Source organism: Bradyrhizobium niftali (assembly GCF_004571025.1).
GTDB classification, from domain to species: domain Bacteria; phylum Pseudomonadota; class Alphaproteobacteria; order Rhizobiales; family Xanthobacteraceae; genus Bradyrhizobium; species Bradyrhizobium niftali.
The window spans coordinates 1-14502 of the sequence record NZ_SPQT01000033.1 but is presented as its reverse complement, the minus strand read 5'-3'; the positions used below and the strand labels follow the sequence as shown (position 1 = coordinate 14502).

General features: G+C 65.9%; 13 protein-coding genes. 9 read left to right on the top strand and 4 right to left on the bottom strand.

The features are described 5' to 3' along the window. Window positions 1-26: 26 nt before the first annotated feature. Together E4K65_RS38605 and E4K65_RS38600 are read left to right on the top strand one after the other, a co-directional pair. On the top strand, window positions 27-329 hold the full coding sequence (locus tag E4K65_RS38605; protein WP_011083363.1) for a 4a-hydroxytetrahydrobiopterin dehydratase: 303 nt from the start codon (window positions 27-29) through the stop codon (window positions 327-329). A 90-nt stretch (window positions 330-419) separates the two neighbouring features. Beyond that, window positions 420-809: a YkvA family protein gene (locus E4K65_RS38600; RefSeq protein WP_135178555.1), complete on the top strand. Its 390-nt coding sequence runs from the start codon at window positions 420-422 to the stop codon at window positions 807-809. 208 nt (window positions 810-1017) lie between these two features. Here E4K65_RS38600 and E4K65_RS38595 read toward each other — a convergent pair whose 3' ends face one another. The 3 genes from E4K65_RS38595 to E4K65_RS38585 form a co-directional block, all read right to left on the bottom strand. After that, on the bottom strand, window positions 1018-2178 hold the full coding sequence (locus E4K65_RS38595; RefSeq protein ID WP_135178554.1) for a TAXI family TRAP transporter solute-binding subunit: 1161 nt from the start codon (window positions 2176-2178) through the stop codon (window positions 1018-1020). 18 nt (window positions 2179-2196) lie between these two features. Continuing rightward, the gene (locus tag E4K65_RS38590; protein ID WP_235885919.1) at window positions 2197-2919 is read right to left on the bottom strand and encodes a hypothetical protein; all 723 of its coding nucleotides are present in this window, start codon (window positions 2917-2919) and stop codon (window positions 2197-2199) included. 575 nt (window positions 2920-3494) lie between these two features. Further along, entirely contained in the window at window positions 3495-4469 is a 975-nt protein-coding gene (locus tag E4K65_RS38585; RefSeq protein WP_135178553.1) for an NADPH:quinone oxidoreductase family protein, read from the bottom strand. Window positions 4470-4688: 219 nt separating this feature from the next. On the opposite strand from E4K65_RS38585, the gene E4K65_RS38580 reads away from it, so the two are divergent. The 7 genes from E4K65_RS38580 to E4K65_RS38550 all read left to right on the top strand — a co-directional run bounded on the left by E4K65_RS38580 (window position 4689) and on the right by E4K65_RS38550 (window position 12561). After that, a complete protein-coding gene (locus E4K65_RS38580) occupies window positions 4689-5528 on the top strand; it encodes an SDR family oxidoreductase (protein WP_135178552.1) in 840 nt (279 codons plus the stop codon). Between the two features lie 116 nt (window positions 5529-5644). Continuing rightward, window positions 5645-6307, top strand: coding sequence for an invasion associated locus B family protein (locus E4K65_RS38575; RefSeq protein WP_135178551.1), 663 nt, complete (start codon window positions 5645-5647; stop codon window positions 6305-6307). A 179-nt stretch (window positions 6308-6486) separates the two neighbouring features. Next, a complete protein-coding gene (gene rlmN, locus E4K65_RS38570; protein ID WP_027543888.1) occupies window positions 6487-7689 on the top strand; it encodes a dual-specificity RNA methyltransferase RlmN in 1203 nt (400 codons plus the stop codon). Window positions 7690-7840: 151 nt separating this feature from the next. Next, window positions 7841-8335 (top strand): hypothetical protein, encoded by a 495-nt coding sequence (locus E4K65_RS38565; protein WP_135178550.1) that lies wholly within the window; start codon window positions 7841-7843, stop codon window positions 8333-8335. A 156-nt stretch (window positions 8336-8491) separates the two neighbouring features. Next, the gene (locus E4K65_RS38560; RefSeq protein ID WP_167771497.1) at window positions 8492-9268 is read left to right on the top strand and encodes a phosphatase PAP2 family protein; all 777 of its coding nucleotides are present in this window, start codon (window positions 8492-8494) and stop codon (window positions 9266-9268) included. Window positions 9269-9361: 93 nt separating this feature from the next. After that, on the top strand, window positions 9362-10699 hold the full coding sequence (argG, locus tag E4K65_RS38555; RefSeq protein WP_135178548.1) for an argininosuccinate synthase: 1338 nt from the start codon (window positions 9362-9364) through the stop codon (window positions 10697-10699). A 104-nt stretch (window positions 10700-10803) separates the two neighbouring features. Beyond that, window positions 10804-12561 carry an alkaline phosphatase gene (locus E4K65_RS38550; RefSeq protein ID WP_135178547.1) on the top strand — a complete coding sequence of 586 codons (1758 nt, stop codon included), beginning with the start codon at window positions 10804-10806 and terminating at the stop codon, window positions 12559-12561. Between the two features lie 67 nt (window positions 12562-12628). Here the strand turns inward: E4K65_RS38550 and E4K65_RS49095 are convergent. Beyond that, window positions 12629-14502 (bottom strand): OmpA family protein (locus E4K65_RS49095; protein WP_235885918.1); only part of this gene is annotated, 1874 nt, incomplete at its 5' end.

Below are 14502 nucleotides of genomic sequence, written 5' to 3'. Positions count from 1 at the left end.
AGTTCCCCTGAAGCACGGAGACGATCATGGCAGAACGGCTGACGACGGAGGCGCGCAAGCAGGCGCTGGGCGGAATACCTGATTGGACCGAAGTTTCGGGCCGCGACGCCATCGGGAAAACCTTTGTCTTCAAGGATTTCAACGAAGCCTTCGGCTTCATGACCCGCGCGGCGCTGGTCGCCGAGAAGATGGATCATCACCCCGAATGGCGCAACGTCTACAAGACCGTGGAGGTGGTGCTGTCGACCCATGACGCCGGCGGCGTCACGGCGCTCGACATCGAGCTCGCCAGGGCGATGAACGCCATCGCCAAGCTTACACCGGGCTGACGTCTTGCAGCGACCGGCTGCATCCCCATCTTGTGATCAGCAGGGGATGCGGCGATCCGCCGCTCCCGGCGGAACGGGGAGTTCTGGAGCATGGCTGCCGAACACAGCGTCGGCTTTGAGCCGGCCGATCGGCTCGCGGAAGATCGTGAAGGCGTTCGCCGCCGCTTCTGGCGCAAGCTGAAGCGTGTCGCCGCGCATCTGCCGTTCGCCGAAGACCTGCTCGCAGCCTACTACTGCGCGTTCGACCGGCAGACTCCGCGCCATGTCCAGGCGTCGTTGCTGGGGGCGATCGCCTATTTCATCCTGCCGTTCGATTTCGTCCCCGACGTGATGCCGATCCTCGGCTTCACCGATGATGCCGCCGTGCTCGCCACCGCCATCCGCATGGTCGCCAGCCACATCACGACGGAGCACCGCGAAGCCGCCCGCGCCGCGCTGAAGCGGGGCGTGGACGAGGCGGAAGCGAGAGCCGCGCAGTAGCGTGGCGCCACACACTCCGCTGTCATTCCCCGCCACCGGGTCTCGCCTTCGGCGAGCCCGATGACAGGCTCCGGCGGGGAATCCAGTACGCCGCGGCCTCTCGGTTCAATCACTGGCGCTTCGGAGTACTGGATCGCCCGGTCGAGCCGGGCGATGACAGTGAGTGCGTGGCTAGCGCCTGCGACACTACTGGTCGCAACGACAACCGCTACTTCTTCTCCGCCTGCGCTCGCGCCTTCTCCGCGTCCCATGCCTGGAACTGTCTGAACAGCTTTTCCTTGTCCGCATCAGAAACGTTCGCTGCCGTCGGACTCTGCTTCAGGAACGCCTCGAAGCGCTGGCGGGTCACCGGCTCGACGCCGTGCTTGTCGAGCCATTGCTGCGCCACCGGCAATCTGTTCCAGCCGGACAGGGGCGCCGCGAGCGAGACCTCCTTCCACTTGGGATGGAAGGGTGGGTTCTGGAGCGCGGGGAATTTCGTGAAGAACGCGTCCACGAACAGCGCGAGCTTGCGATAGCGCTCGGTGTTGGGCGCCCAGTTATAGGCCGCCAGCACCGCAGGCACCGCGATCGTGTCCACGCTCTCGCCCTCCTTGATCAGGTTCGGATAGTCCTTTGCGGTCAGCGTCGCCGGCAGATAGTCGCTCTGGAGCGGCTTTGCATAGTCGACCTTCGCAAGATGGAAGCGGCCGTCATTGCCGAAGGTCGAGACCGATTTGTACGGCTTGCCGCCGACCACGATGACGGCGTCGATCTCGCCGGCCTTCAGCTTCTCCATCGCGATGCGTTGCTCGACATAGACGAAGTTCGCCTTGATCCCGAGCCGCTCGAACACTGTCAGCGCGGTGACGAAGGTCCCGCCATTGGGCAGATCGACGCTGACCTTCTTGCCCTCGAGATCCTTCAGCGTCGCGATCGACTTCGGCGCGATGACCTGCATCTCTTCATTGTAGAGCTTGGTCACATAGGTGAACTGTTTCTTGATGTCCTTCGCAAAGCCCTTGCGCTCGAGATAGTCGAGCGTGTCGGCGCGCACGATGCCGAGATCGACGCCTTGCAGGAACAGGATGTCGGCGACGCTCTGCACCGAGCCGCGGCCGACGATCGGCAGCACGCGGATCTTGTTGCCGTCGTCGAGCACCGAGGCGAGGTCGGCGCCGAACTGCACATAGGTGCCGCCGATCGTGCCTGTTATCAGCGTGACGGTGTTGGCGTTCAGCGACTGCTTGGTCGAGGTCGAGCCGAACTGGAAGATCGCCTTCAGGCTGTCCGAGACCTTGGCTGGATCGTATTCGGTCTGATCGGCGCGTGCCGCGAACGCGCAGATCGTCATGATGGCGGCAAGCGCCATTCCCAAAGCGTTACGCATGATATCCTCTGAAGAGTTCTAGTTCGAGAGTTGGGTGAGGCGCTTTCGCGCTTCCGCCGATCCGAGGCTGGCGGCCCGCTGGTACCAGTCGCGTGCGGCGACGGCGTCGGCGGTGATGCTCCGCGTGTCCTTGGTGCCCAGGACGGCTGGATCGTAGGTCTGCGCCAGCAGGAACGCCGCCGTCGCATCCTGCGCATTCGCCGCGCGCTCAAGCAGCAGCCGCGCCGCGGCGATGTCGCCGATGGTCAACAGGCTCTTGGCGCGCGCCATCAAGCCGGCCAAGGTGTCGGCGTCGAGGCTCCTGGCTGGCGGCGGTGGCGCGGGCTGTGCGGCGACCGGTGCCGGTATAGACGCGGGTGCCTGAGCCTGGAGCGCGCTCTGATAGGCGGTTGCGATCGCCTCGCGGCTCGGCGCCGCCGGTGCAGGAACATCCTGCGCCTCAGCGCTCGCCAGCATCGTGTTGGTCACACGCGCGGCATCCTTGACCGGACCCTGCCGTGCGGCGGGCGGATTGGCGGGAGCCGCGGCCTCGTTCGCGGCCGCGCCGATCCACGACGTGCTGTCGATGGTGAGCAGCCGGTTGATGTCGGACCAAAACAGCGCGATCGGGACCGCGATGACCGACGCAGCGAGCACGGCAGCGAGAATGCGCCGGACGCTTCTGGCCCTGGTGCGCACGGCCAATGGCGCGAATTCCCGTGGATCCGGCGCGCTGAGCGGATCGGACAAGAACAGTGGCATGGGATCGTGCGATGAAGGATCGATCCGTTCAGCGCGCGCACGAATGTAGGATGCGGTGGACGGATGTGATGCCGCTTGTTCGGAGTCGAGCGCCCTCGACCCCCAGGACGGACGGAATGCCGTCGTCTCCATGGTGATGCTTCCCCCAAATACTGACACAACGCGGGGCAATGCCGGTTTTAGTTTTCTTGTTTTTGTCCAGGAGCGCCCTGCAGACTGGAACCGGTAAATCGCAATTTGAATCAGCCTAAAAAGCGACAACGGTTGGGGCGAATCGGGAAAAATTTGGGTTTGATTCGGGCGGCGCGGGGGAGTGCACCGCAATTTTGGCGATGATGGTTGAGAAGGCGCTACCAGGCGGTTGCGCGCAATTCTGCGCGAAGTCAGCGTTGTTCACGCTGCCGCGCACTCCGCCGCCCCGGCTTGACCGCGGCATCCGGGACGCTGCGGCCTCTCGGTTCAATCGCGACCGCCTCTGGAATGCTGGATCGCCCGCCCCGGTGCGCAAGAGCGCCCAAGGCGGGCGATGACAGGTGTGTGCGTAGCGACAGCGTCGCGCCGTCGCCCGCATCATCTCACGGATGCAGGATCACCTTGCCCATGGCCTGGCGTCCCGCGAGCACCTTCAGCGCGTCCGCGGTCTGTGCCAGCGGGAAGGTGCGATCGACATGCGATGAGATCTTGCCTTCGGCCGTCCACTTCACGAGCTTCTCGAGATTGGCGCGGTTCTTGGCGGGATTGAGCCGAGTCCAGGCGCCCCAGAACACGCCGCGGATGTCGCAGCCCTTCAGAAGCGCGAGGTTCAGCGGCATCTTCGGAATGTCGCCGGCGGCAAAGCCGATCACGAGGAAGCGGCCTTCCCAGGCGATCGAGCGCAGCGCCTGCTCGGCATACGCGCCACCAACCGGATCGAAGATGATGTCGACGCCCTTGCCATCCGTGAGCCTGCGCAGGCCTTCCTTCAAATCTTCCTTGCCGTAGTTCAGCGTGAGCTCGGCGCCATGGGCTTTCGCGAATTCGAGCTTCTCGTCCGACGAGGCGCAGGCGATCACCTTGAGGCCCATCAGCTTGCCGAGCTCGCAGGCGGCGAGGCCCGTGCCGCCGGCCGCGCCGAGCACCGCGAGCGTCTCACCGGGCTTGGGGCTGGCGCGATCTTCCAGCGCATGCAGCGCAGTGCCGTAGATGATGATGATGCCGGCCGCGCGGTCGTAATCGAGATTGTCCGGGATCTTCACGATCGATGCCGCCGGCAGCGCGATCTTCTCGCGCGCGCCGTTATGGCCGCAGGAGGCGACCACGCGATCGCCGACCTTCAGGTCGGTCACGCCGGGGCCGATGCTCTCGATCACGCCGGCGACTTCCGCGGCCGGCGAGAACGGGAACGGCGGCTTGATCTGGTACTTGCCCTGAATCATCAGGATGTCGAAGAAGTTCAGCGCCGCCGCCTTGATCGCGATCACGGCCTCGCCGGGACCTGCCACCGGATCCGGCACCTCGGCGAGCACGAGATCGTCGGGCTGGCAATATTGCGAGCAGAGAATGGCTTTCATGGCGGCACCCAGGCGTTTCGAGGTGGAATTATAGTTGGCTCGTTTCTGCCGGATTTAGCGCAGGCCTACAATCCGGATTCTTTGTCTAAGGGAGCGCGCAGGCCTATCCTTGCGTCATTGCGCGCGCAGCGAAGCAATCCAGAATCCGTCCTGCGGAAATAGTCTGGATTGCTTCCCTTCGCTCGCAATGACGAAAAAGAAAGAAGAAGGATTCAAACGATGTTTGAAACGGGTCTGCTGAGGGGCAAGTGCATTCTCGTCACCGGTGGCGGCTCGGGCCTCGGTGCCGCGATGGGACGCCGCTTCCTCGCGCTCGGCGCCGAGCTCGTGATCTGCGGCCGCAAGCTCGACCGGCTCGAGGCAACCGCAGCCGAGATGCGCGCGCAGACCAGCGGCAAGGTCACGACCATCGCCTGCGATATCCGCGACGGAGCCGCCGTCGAGAGCATGATGGACGCGATCTGGCGCGAGGCGCCGCTCGACATTCTCGTCAACAATGCCGCAGCGACCTTCATTGCCCAGAGCGAACATCTCTCCTTCCGCGCCGCGGATGCGATTCTGGCGCCGACGCTGCATGGCGCGATGTATTGCACGCTCGCTGCCGGCAAACGCTGGATCGACGGCAAGCGCGGCGGCGTCGTGCTCTCGATCCTCTCGACCTCGACCATCACCGGCCGCGCCTTCACCGTGCCGTCCGCGATGGCGAAGTCGGCGGTGCTGGCGATGACCAAGAGCCTGGCAGTGGAGTGGGGCCCGAAGGGCATCCGCACTGTCGCAATCGCGCCGGGTCCGTTCCCGACCGCCGGAGCATCCGGTCAGCTCCGCCCCGAGGGCCGCGACGACGGCTGGACCGCGCGGAACCCGCTTGGCCGGACCGGGGACCACAGCGAGCTCGCCGATCTCGCCTGCTTCCTGGTCTCCGACCGCGCCGGCTACATCAACGGCGAGATGGTGGTGATCGACGGTGGCGCCCATTTGCGCAGTTCGGGCGCCGAGGACCTGCTCGGCTGGACCGACGCGCAATGGGCCGACCAGCGCGCCGCGCGATCCCGAGGCTAGCTGTTGCTAACCCGCTAACTGCCTTCCCAAATTGGACTTTCCCGGCTATCCCTGCCGCGGGGACAATGCGCGGCCGGGCCATCTTCCAGTCACAATATTGAGGGAACCACTCCAGCATGTGGCGGGTGCTATTTTTGGCTTTGATGGCCGGCGTGACGGCGTGGGGGATCACTGATTCCGCGCGGGCACAGACGGCGCAACCGGCGCCCAAGTCTGCACCGAAAGAGTCTGCACCGAAAGCGGCTGCGCCGGCGCCCAATACGGCCGCAAAGACCGCAACGAAACCCGAGAGCAAGCCGGTGGCCCCGGCGGCGGCGGTTGCGGGCGGCGCGGAGCCGACCCTGATCGGCCAGTTCGGCACCTGGGGCGCCTATTCGGCCACGCCCAACGGCAAGAAGGTCTGCTTTGCACTGGCCAAGCCTTCGTCGTCGAAGACCAATCCGCCGAACCGGCCGCGTGATCCCGCCTATGCCTTCGTCTCGACCCGGCCGGCCGAGAAGGTGAACAACGAAGTCTCGGTGATGATCGGCTACGCGCTGAAGCCGGGATCGGAATCCTCGGTCGAGGTCGGCGGCGCCGCTTTCGCCATGTACACGCAGGGCGACGGCCTCTGGATCAAGAACGCGGCCGAGGAGGAGCGGATGGTCGAAGCCATGCGCAAATCCGCCGATCTCGTGGTCAAAGGCGTCTCGGCCAAGGGAACGGAGACGACCGACACGTTTTCGCTGAAGGGCCTCGCCCAGGCGCTCGACAAGATCTCTCAGGATTGCCGGCGTTAAGGCTTTATCTGCCGACAGTAGCTCTACGGTCGTAATCGGCGGCTGCGGTTGCTATATAGGGCCGGTTCCAAGTTTTTCCGTCATTCCGGGGCGATGCGCAGCATCGAACCCGGAATCTCGAGGTTCCGGGTCTGGTCCTTCGGACCATCCCGGAACGACCAAGCAATTAGGCCCATCTGATGCAAACGACGACCGAGCCGCACAACGCAACATTGGTGGAGAAGACTCCGCTCGAAACCTATGTGCCGCCGGCGAGGCCCTCGCTCATCGGCCTGTCGCGCAACGAGCTTGCCGACCGGCTCGGTGAGATCGGCGTCGCACCTGCGCAGCGCAAGATGCGCGTGCAGCAGCTGTGGCACTGGATGTATTTCCGTGGCGCCCAGAATTTCGACGAGATGACGTCGATCTCGAAGGGCATTCGCGCCGAGCTCGCACAGCACTTCACGGTGGACCGGCCCGAAGTCGTGGCCGAGCAGATCTCCAACGACGGCACCCGCAAATGGCTGCTGCGGCTGCCGAGCGGTGACAATGTCGAGAAGGCGCATGAAGTCGAGTGCGTCTACATCCCCGAGACCGACCGCGGCACGCTCTGCGTCTCCTCGCAGGTCGGTTGCACGCTGAATTGCTCGTTCTGCCACACCGGCACGCAGCGCCTGGTGCGCAACCTCACCGCCGGCGAGATCGTTGGTCAGATCATGGTTGCGCGTGATCGCCTGAATGACTGGGCCGATCGCGAGGACGGCACGCGCCGCGTCACCAACATCGTGATGATGGGCATGGGCGAGCCGCTCTACAATTTCGACGCCGTGCGCGATGCGCTGCTGATCGTCGGCGACAACGAAGGCATCGGCATCTCCCGCCGCCGCATCACGCTGTCGACCTCGGGCGTGGTGCCGAACATCGTGCGCGCGGGCGAGGAGATCGGCGTCATGCTTGCGATCTCGCTGCACGCGGTGCGCGACGAGCTGCGCAACGAGCTCGTGCCGCTCAACCGCAAATATCCCATCAAGGAGCTGCTCCAGGCCTGCCGCGACTATCCCGGCGCCTCGAACGCACGCCGCATCACCTTCGAATATGTGATGCTCAAGGGCGTCAACGATTCGCTCGACGATGCGAAGCTGCTGGTGAAGCTGCTCAAGGGCATTCACGCCAAGATCAACCTGATCCCGTTCAATCCCTGGCCCGGCACCGCCTATGAATGCTCGGACTGGGATCAGATCGAAAAATTCTCCGAATACATCTTCAACGCCGGCTATTCCTCGCCGGTGCGCACCCCGCGCGGCCGCGACATCCTCGCCGCCTGCGGCCAGCTCAAGTCGGAGACCGAAAAGCTCTCGGCCCGCGAACGCCAGACGTTGCGCGCCATGGCGATGACGGATTGATGATGGCGGCGTTCTCAGCGCCCGTCATGGCCGGGCTTGACCCGGCCATCCACGTCGAGCCGCAAGTGAGAAAGTCGTGGATGCCAGGGTCAAGCCCGGGCATGACGGTTGAGAGCGTGGCGATGTCGTTGATCGGCAACTTGCTTATCTCATGTCCCTGATCGGCCGCCTCGTCGTCATCTTCATCGGCTTTCTCGCCGCCTGCTTCGTCGGCGGCATGATCGTGGTCGTCGCGCTGCTGTTTCCGGAGTTCGCCGATCTCGGCGCAGGTCCCGTCGATCAAGGCACGATCGACATCCTGCTCGGCTTCGGTTTCATCTTCGTCTCCGGCTTTGCGCTGGTGCCGGCGGCGGTGATCGTCGCGATAACTGAAGCGCTCTACATCCGCAGCGCGCTGGCCTACGCCGTCGGCGGCGGGCTCGTGGGGCTCGCCTGCTACCTCGGCCTCGTTCCCTTTCACTCCGACACGTTCCAGTTCGAGGGCGTCGTGCGGCGTCACCTCGAGATCATGACCGGCGCCGGCATCGTCGCCGGCGTGGTCTACTGGCTGATCGCCGGCCGCAACGCCGGCGCCTGGCGCAATCCGCCGCCCCCGCACAAGCCGCCTCCGCCGTTGCCGTCGCATTCAAGGCCGGATGCGCGATAGTTTGGCGCTGTCATTCCGGGGCAGTCCGTCGGACTGAACCCGGAATCTCGAGATTCTCAGGTGCGCAAGGGCGCACCGGAGTTCGGCTCTGCGAGCCGCCCCGGAATGACGGTGAAAGGGTTTTCATCCCCTCCCCACTCCGCTAAACCGCGCGGCATGAACCGGACCGGACTCTTCATCGCCCTGGCGCTGTGGCTCGTGATCGGCGTCGTTTTCGGCCTCTATCCCGAACTCGATCTCAAGTTCGCCGCGCTGTTCTTCGATCCCGCAACCAGGACCTTTCCGCTCAAATCGAGCGGCTGGGCCGGCGTCGCGCGTGATGCGGCGATGTGGATCGCCTGGGCGTTCGTGCTGCCCTCCCTGGTGGCGCTCGTGGTCAAGCTGTTCCGCCCGGACCGGCCGCTGATCGTGTCGGGGCGCGCGGTGATCTTCCTGCTGGTGACGATCACGCTGTCGGCCGGAATCCTCACCAACCTCACCTTCAAGACCTATTGGGGCCGGCCGCGCCCGGTGGTGGTGACGCAGTTTGCCGGCGATCAGCAGTTTGTGCCATGGTGGGATCCGCGCGGCGGCTGCGCGCGCAATTGCTCGTTCTTCTCGGGCGAGGGCGCGACCGCGTTCTGGACGCTGGCCCCTGCCGCGCTGGCCCCGCCGGCATGGCGGCCGCTCGCCTATGCCGGCGCCGTGGTGTTCGGTCTTGTGACGTCAGGGCTGCGCATGGCCTTCGGCGGGCACTTCTTCACCGATGTCTCGATCGCCGGCCTCGTCACCTTCGTCGTGATCTGGTTCGCCTACGCCATGATCTACCGCTGGCCGCGGACCCGGTTCTCCGACGCAGCGGTCGATGCCGCCCTGACGCGGCTGGCCTCGCCCGGCTACCGGCTCCGCCAGCGCCTGTTCGGCCGCAAGACGGGTCCCGAGCCGTCAGTTTGAGCCATTAAATGCGTGCCGAGCCCTGCGAAATTTGATATTCGCCCGGTCGACCCGCAACCGCCATCAGCCCCTTGAGACCCGATTGGAAGCCCCATGACCACGATCCTGAAAAGCCTGCCCAAGGGTGAGAAAGTCGGCATCGCATTTTCGGGCGGTCTCGACACCAGCGCGGCACTGCTCTGGATGAAGCAGAAGGGCGCGCGCTGCTACGCCTATACCGCCAATCTCGGCCAGCCCGATGAAGCCGATTACAACGAGATCCCGCGCAAGGCGCAGGAATTCGGTGCCGAGAAGGCCGTACTCGTCGATTGCCGCACGCAGCTCGTCCATGAAGGCATCGCCGCGATTCAGTCCGGCGCCTTCCACATCTCGACCGGCGGCATCACCTATTTCAACACCACGCCTCTGGGGCGCGCCGTCACCGGCACGATGCTGGTCGCGGCGATGAAGGAGGACGGCGTCAACATCTGGGGCGACGGCTCGACCTTCAAGGGCAACGACATCGAGCGCTTCTATCGCTACGGCCTGCTCACCAATCCGAGCCTGCGCATCTACAAGCCCTGGCTCGACCAGCAGTTCATCGACGAGCTCGGCGGCCGCGCCGAGATGTCGGCGTTCATGACCGCCCAGGGTTTCGCCTACAAGATGAGCGCCGAGAAGGCATATTCGACCGACAGCAATCTGCTCGGCGCCACGCATGAAGCCAAGGATCTCGAGAGCCTCGACAGCGGCATCAAGATCGTCAACCCGATCATGGGCGTGCCGTTCTGGCGCGACGATTGCGCCGTCAAGGCCGAGAAGGTCGTGGTGCGCTTCGAGGAAGGCCAGCCGACGGCGCTGAACGGCCAGACCTTCAGCGATCCCGTCGCGCTGTTCCTCGAAGCCAATGCCATCGGCGGCCGCCACGGCCTCGGCATGAGCGACCAGATCGAGAACCGCATCATCGAGGCCAAGAGCCGCGGCATCTATGAGGCGCCCGGCATGGCGCTGCTGCACATCGCCTATGAGCGCCTCGTCACCGGGATCCACAACGAGGACACGATCGAGCAGTACCGCATCAGCGGCATGCGTCTCGGTCGCCTGCTCTACCAGGGCCGCTGGTTCGATTCGCAGGCCCTGATGCTGCGCGAGACCGCGCAGCGCTGGGTCGCGCGTGCCGTCACCGGCGAGGTGACGCTGGAGCTGCGCCGCGGCAACGACTACTCGATCCTCAACACCGAGAGCCCGAACCTCACCTATGCGCCGGAGCGGCTCAGCATGGAGAAGGTCGAGGACGCCGCCTTCTCGCCGGCCGACCGCATCGGTCAGCTCACCATGCGCAACCTCGACATCGCCGACACGCGCACCAAGCTGAAGCTCTACAGCGACACTGGCCTGCTCTCGGGCAGCGAAGGCTCGCAGATCTTCCGGCTCGAGAACGACAAGGGCTGAGGCCTATGGTCGCCCGACCGGGCGACGCACGGCTTAATGACGGTGTCATGCGCGATCGCTAGGCTTCCCGTTCCTTCCCGGAACGGAATCGCGGAGCATCGAGCATGGTCAAGGGATCGGCACTAGCCTCTCTCATCGTCCTCTGTTGGACGTCGTCATTGTCGGCGCAGACGATCTATCCGATCGATCGCGCCGAGATTCTGGCCGGCGCCAAATTCGACTTCAAGGTTGAATTTCCCGGGCCGGTCGATCCGGCCAGGCTGAAGGTGACGGTGAACGGTGCGGACTATGCCGAAATGTTCGGCCGCGCCGGGACCTTCGTCGAGCGCGAGGACGGCAAGGACCAGTCGGCGCTGATCCTGCGCGACGTCACACTGGCCAAGCCCGGCACCGTTACGGTGGACGTGAGCGACGGCACGCATCAGCGCAGCATCGCGTGGACGGTTTACGAGACCGGTCCGCGCAAGGCGAAGAACGTCATCCTGTTCATCGGCGACGGCATGTCGCCGGCGCATCGGGTCGCAGCGCGAATCCTGTCCAAGGGCATTGCGGAGGGCAAGAGCCGCGGCAAGCTCGCGATTGACGACATGCCCCATATGGCGCTGGTGGCGACCGCTGGCTCGGACTCCATCATCACCGATTCCGCAAACTCGGCCAGTGCCTATGCGACCGGCCACAAGAGCGCCGTCAACGCGCTGGGCGTCTATGCGGACCGCACCGCAAGCCCGTTCGACGATCCCAGGGTCGAAACCATCACCAGCCTTGCCCGGAGACGCAACGGCATGGCGATCGGCATCGTCACCAACACCGAGATCGAAGACGCGACGCCGGCTGCGATGGTTGCGCACACGCGCCGGCGCGCCGCCTATGACGAGATCGTCGAGCAGTTTTTCGCTGCCAAGCCGGATGTGCTGATGGGCGGCGGCAGTGCGAATTTCCTGCCGAAGTCGGCCGCCGGCTCCAAACGCAAGGACGAGGCCGACTACATCGCGAAGTTTCGCGACGCAGGCTATCAGGTCGCGACGACCGCAAGCGAGCTCGGCGTTTCCGCCGCAAAGCCGGAGACGAGCAGGCTGCTCGGGCTGTTCGCCACCGGAAACATGGACGGCGTGCTCGACCGCAAATTCCTCAAGGGCGGCGGCGTGAAGAAGTTTCCGGAGCAGCCCGACCTGACCGAGCAGGTGCAGGCCGCGCTGAACATCCTCTCGAGAAACGACACCGGCTTCTTCCTGATGGTCGAATCCGGGCTGATCGACAAATACGCGCATCTGCTCGACATGGAGCGGGCGGTCTACGACACGATCATGCTGGATAATGCAGTGCGCCAGACGCGCGAATGGGCGCGTGCGCGCGGCGACGACACCCTCATCCTGGTGCTGGCGGACCACAATCACCCCAACAGCCTTGTCGGAACGGTCAACGACGACATGGGCACGACGCCCAACGTGCCGCTGCGCGAGCGCGTCGGCGTCTACGAGCAGGCCGGATTCCCGAATTATCCGGCTCCGGATGCCGAGGGCTATCCGTCACGCGTCGATGTGAGCCGCCGGCTCGCCATCTTCTCGGCCAGCCTGCCGGATCACTATGAGACCTTCCGCCCCAAGCTCGACAATCCCAACGAGCCGACCGTCAAGGCCGGCGACGACGGGACCTTCAAGGCCAACGACAAATACAAGGATGTCCCGGGAGCAGTGCTGCGTCCCGGCAATCTGTCGGCGATGATCGGCGCCAGCGTGCATTCGGGCGAGGATGTCATCCTGACGGCGACCGGGCCGGGCAGCGAGCGCGTGCACGGCTCGATGGATAATACCGAAGTCTTTCGCGTCATGGTCGAAGCGCTCGGTCTGGCCGCCGGGCAGTAGCCGCCCCGCGCGACTCAAACAAAAATGGCCGGGATTGCTCCCGGCCATTTTGCATTTGTGGGTCGCCTTACCGCGGCGGCGCGGTGCCGGGCGGGGGCGGCGGCAGCGAGGCCTGCCCGCCGTTGAGCAGCGGCGTGATGTTGCGGATGGTGACGCGCCGGTTGATCAGGCTCGGCCCTTGCGTCTGCTCCTTCAGATACTGCTCGCCATAGCCCTGCGACGTCAGGTTCTCCGATGGCACGCTGAACTGCTGGGTCAGCAATTCGGCCGCGGACTGCGCACGACGGTCCGACAATGACAGATTGTCGACCTCGTTGCCGACCGCGTCGGTGTGACCTTCGATCAGGAATACCACGCGCGGGTTGGCCTGGATCGCACGGTTGAGACCGTCGGCGATCGCCTGCAGCTTCTCCGCCTGATCCGGTGGGATCGTCCACGATCCCGTTTCGAAGTTGATCGTGTTGACGTCGATGCTCGGCATTTGCATGCGAACATTGGGGCTGTAGCGGATCTCGTCGAGCGTGTAGCGACGATCGATCCGTTGCACCGGCGGTGCCACCATCGTCTGGTAGATCACGTCCGGCGACGCTTCCTGGGCGTCGACGATGTAGCGATCGTAGGGAATGTTCACGACCGGCGGCGGCGCATCGACATAGAAACCGCCAACCGACCGCGGATCGCGGTAGCTGTTGTCGATGATGATGATCTCGCGCCCGGCGGGGTCCCGGCGGATTCGTCGCAGCAACCGACCGTCCGGACCGACCACCGTGATGATCTCGCTGCCATCGGGACGGATCACGACGGTGCGGGTATCGCCGCCGATGGTGTCGGTGCGGATATCTCGGGCGCCGTAGCGGAAGCGATAGAGATCGTTGCCGCGGACGTAGGCCTGCCCGCCCGGATCGCGGATGATGATGCGATCCGGTTCGGTGTAGATGGTGCGGCCACCCTCGATGCTCTCGTGTCGCTGGTTGCGGTAGTCGGCGATGGTCGCGCCGATCACGGCGCCAGCCACGACGCCTGCACCGATCGCGAGCGGTGTCAGGTCACGCTGCGGCGGCCGCGGCGGAGGTGGCAGCGGTGCGACGACTGTCGGCGCGGCCTGGAAGGCAGGCGTAACCGTCGGTGCTGCGAATTGCGCCCTGTTGGGTGGCGGCGTTGCGGCCGCCGAACCCGGCACTGTGCTCGGCGTTGCGGCACCGGCCGCGGGCCGGGCCGGGAGGCCGCCGGCCTGGGGCGGGGCAGCCGGAGTTCCGGCCGCGGGCGCGCCAGCAGGAGGCGTTCCACCCTGGGGTCCGGGCGTCGGTCCTGCACCGGGACGTCCGGGCGGCGGTGTCAGAGCGCCGCCGGGGGCCGGCGTTGCCGTCGGAGCCGGGGTCGCCGCGCCGGGCGCGGGCGTCGGTGCAGGACCCGGACGTCCGGATGGCGGCGTCGCGCCACCGGGTGCCGGCGTGGTCGTTGGAGCCGGCGTAGCGCCTGGAGCTGGCGGCGATCCTGCCGCCGGAGGCGAACCGGGACGTACGCCGGGCGGCGGTGCACCGGGGCGTCCAACCGGCGGAGCGCCGGGTGTGCTGCCCGGAGCCGGCGTCGCGGTCGGCGCAGGTGTTGCTGTCGGTGCGGGTGTCGGCGTCGGAGCGGGAGTGGCTGCCGGCGCAGGCGAGCCGGGGCGGGCCGTCGGCGCTGCGGGCGGAGGAGCCGCGGGCGTCGCCGTGGGCGCAGGCGCGGGCCGCGCCGCGGGGCCCGCAGGAGGCGGCGGCGGAGGCGTCGGAGTCGGACGTGCCGCGGGAGGAGGCGGAGTCGGCGCCGGACGTGCCGCAGGTGGTGCGGGAGGCGGCGGTGTCGGGGCGTGCTGCTGCGGGGCCGCAGCCGGAGGCGGCGACGGCTGCTTCGGAGCAGCAGGCGGCGGCGGTGGCGGCGGCGGCGCGGGGCGTGCCGCAGGGG

Bases quoted from the DNA above. Each gene is read 5' to 3' on its own strand.
- E4K65_RS38580 (WP_135178552.1), top strand. From the start codon at position 4,689: ATGTTTGAAACGGGTCTGCTGAGGGGCAAGTGCATTCTCGTCACCGGT.
- rlmN (WP_027543888.1), top strand. From the start codon at position 6,487: ATGCAAACGACGACCGAGCCGCACAACGCAACATTGGTGGAGAAGACT.
- E4K65_RS38600 (WP_135178555.1), top strand. From the start codon at position 420: ATGGCTGCCGAACACAGCGTCGGCTTTGAGCCGGCCGATCGGCTCGCG.
- E4K65_RS38605 (WP_011083363.1), top strand. From the start codon at position 27: ATGGCAGAACGGCTGACGACGGAGGCGCGCAAGCAGGCGCTGGGCGGA.
- E4K65_RS38585 (WP_135178553.1), bottom strand. From the start codon at position 4,469: ATGAAAGCCATTCTCTGCTCGCAATATTGCCAGCCCGACGATCTCGTG.
- argG (WP_135178548.1), top strand. From the start codon at position 9,362: ATGACCACGATCCTGAAAAGCCTGCCCAAGGGTGAGAAAGTCGGCATC.
- E4K65_RS38560 (WP_167771497.1), top strand. From the start codon at position 8,492: ATGAACCGGACCGGACTCTTCATCGCCCTGGCGCTGTGGCTCGTGATC.
- E4K65_RS38575 (WP_135178551.1), top strand. From the start codon at position 5,645: ATGTGGCGGGTGCTATTTTTGGCTTTGATGGCCGGCGTGACGGCGTGG.
- E4K65_RS38550 (WP_135178547.1), top strand. From the start codon at position 10,804: ATGGTCAAGGGATCGGCACTAGCCTCTCTCATCGTCCTCTGTTGGACG.
- E4K65_RS38595 (WP_135178554.1), bottom strand. From the start codon at position 2,178: ATGCGTAACGCTTTGGGAATGGCGCTTGCCGCCATCATGACGATCTGC.
- E4K65_RS38590 (WP_235885919.1), bottom strand. From the start codon at position 2,919: ATGCCACTGTTCTTGTCCGATCCGCTCAGCGCGCCGGATCCACGGGAA.
- E4K65_RS38565 (WP_135178550.1), top strand. From the start codon at position 7,841: ATGTCCCTGATCGGCCGCCTCGTCGTCATCTTCATCGGCTTTCTCGCC.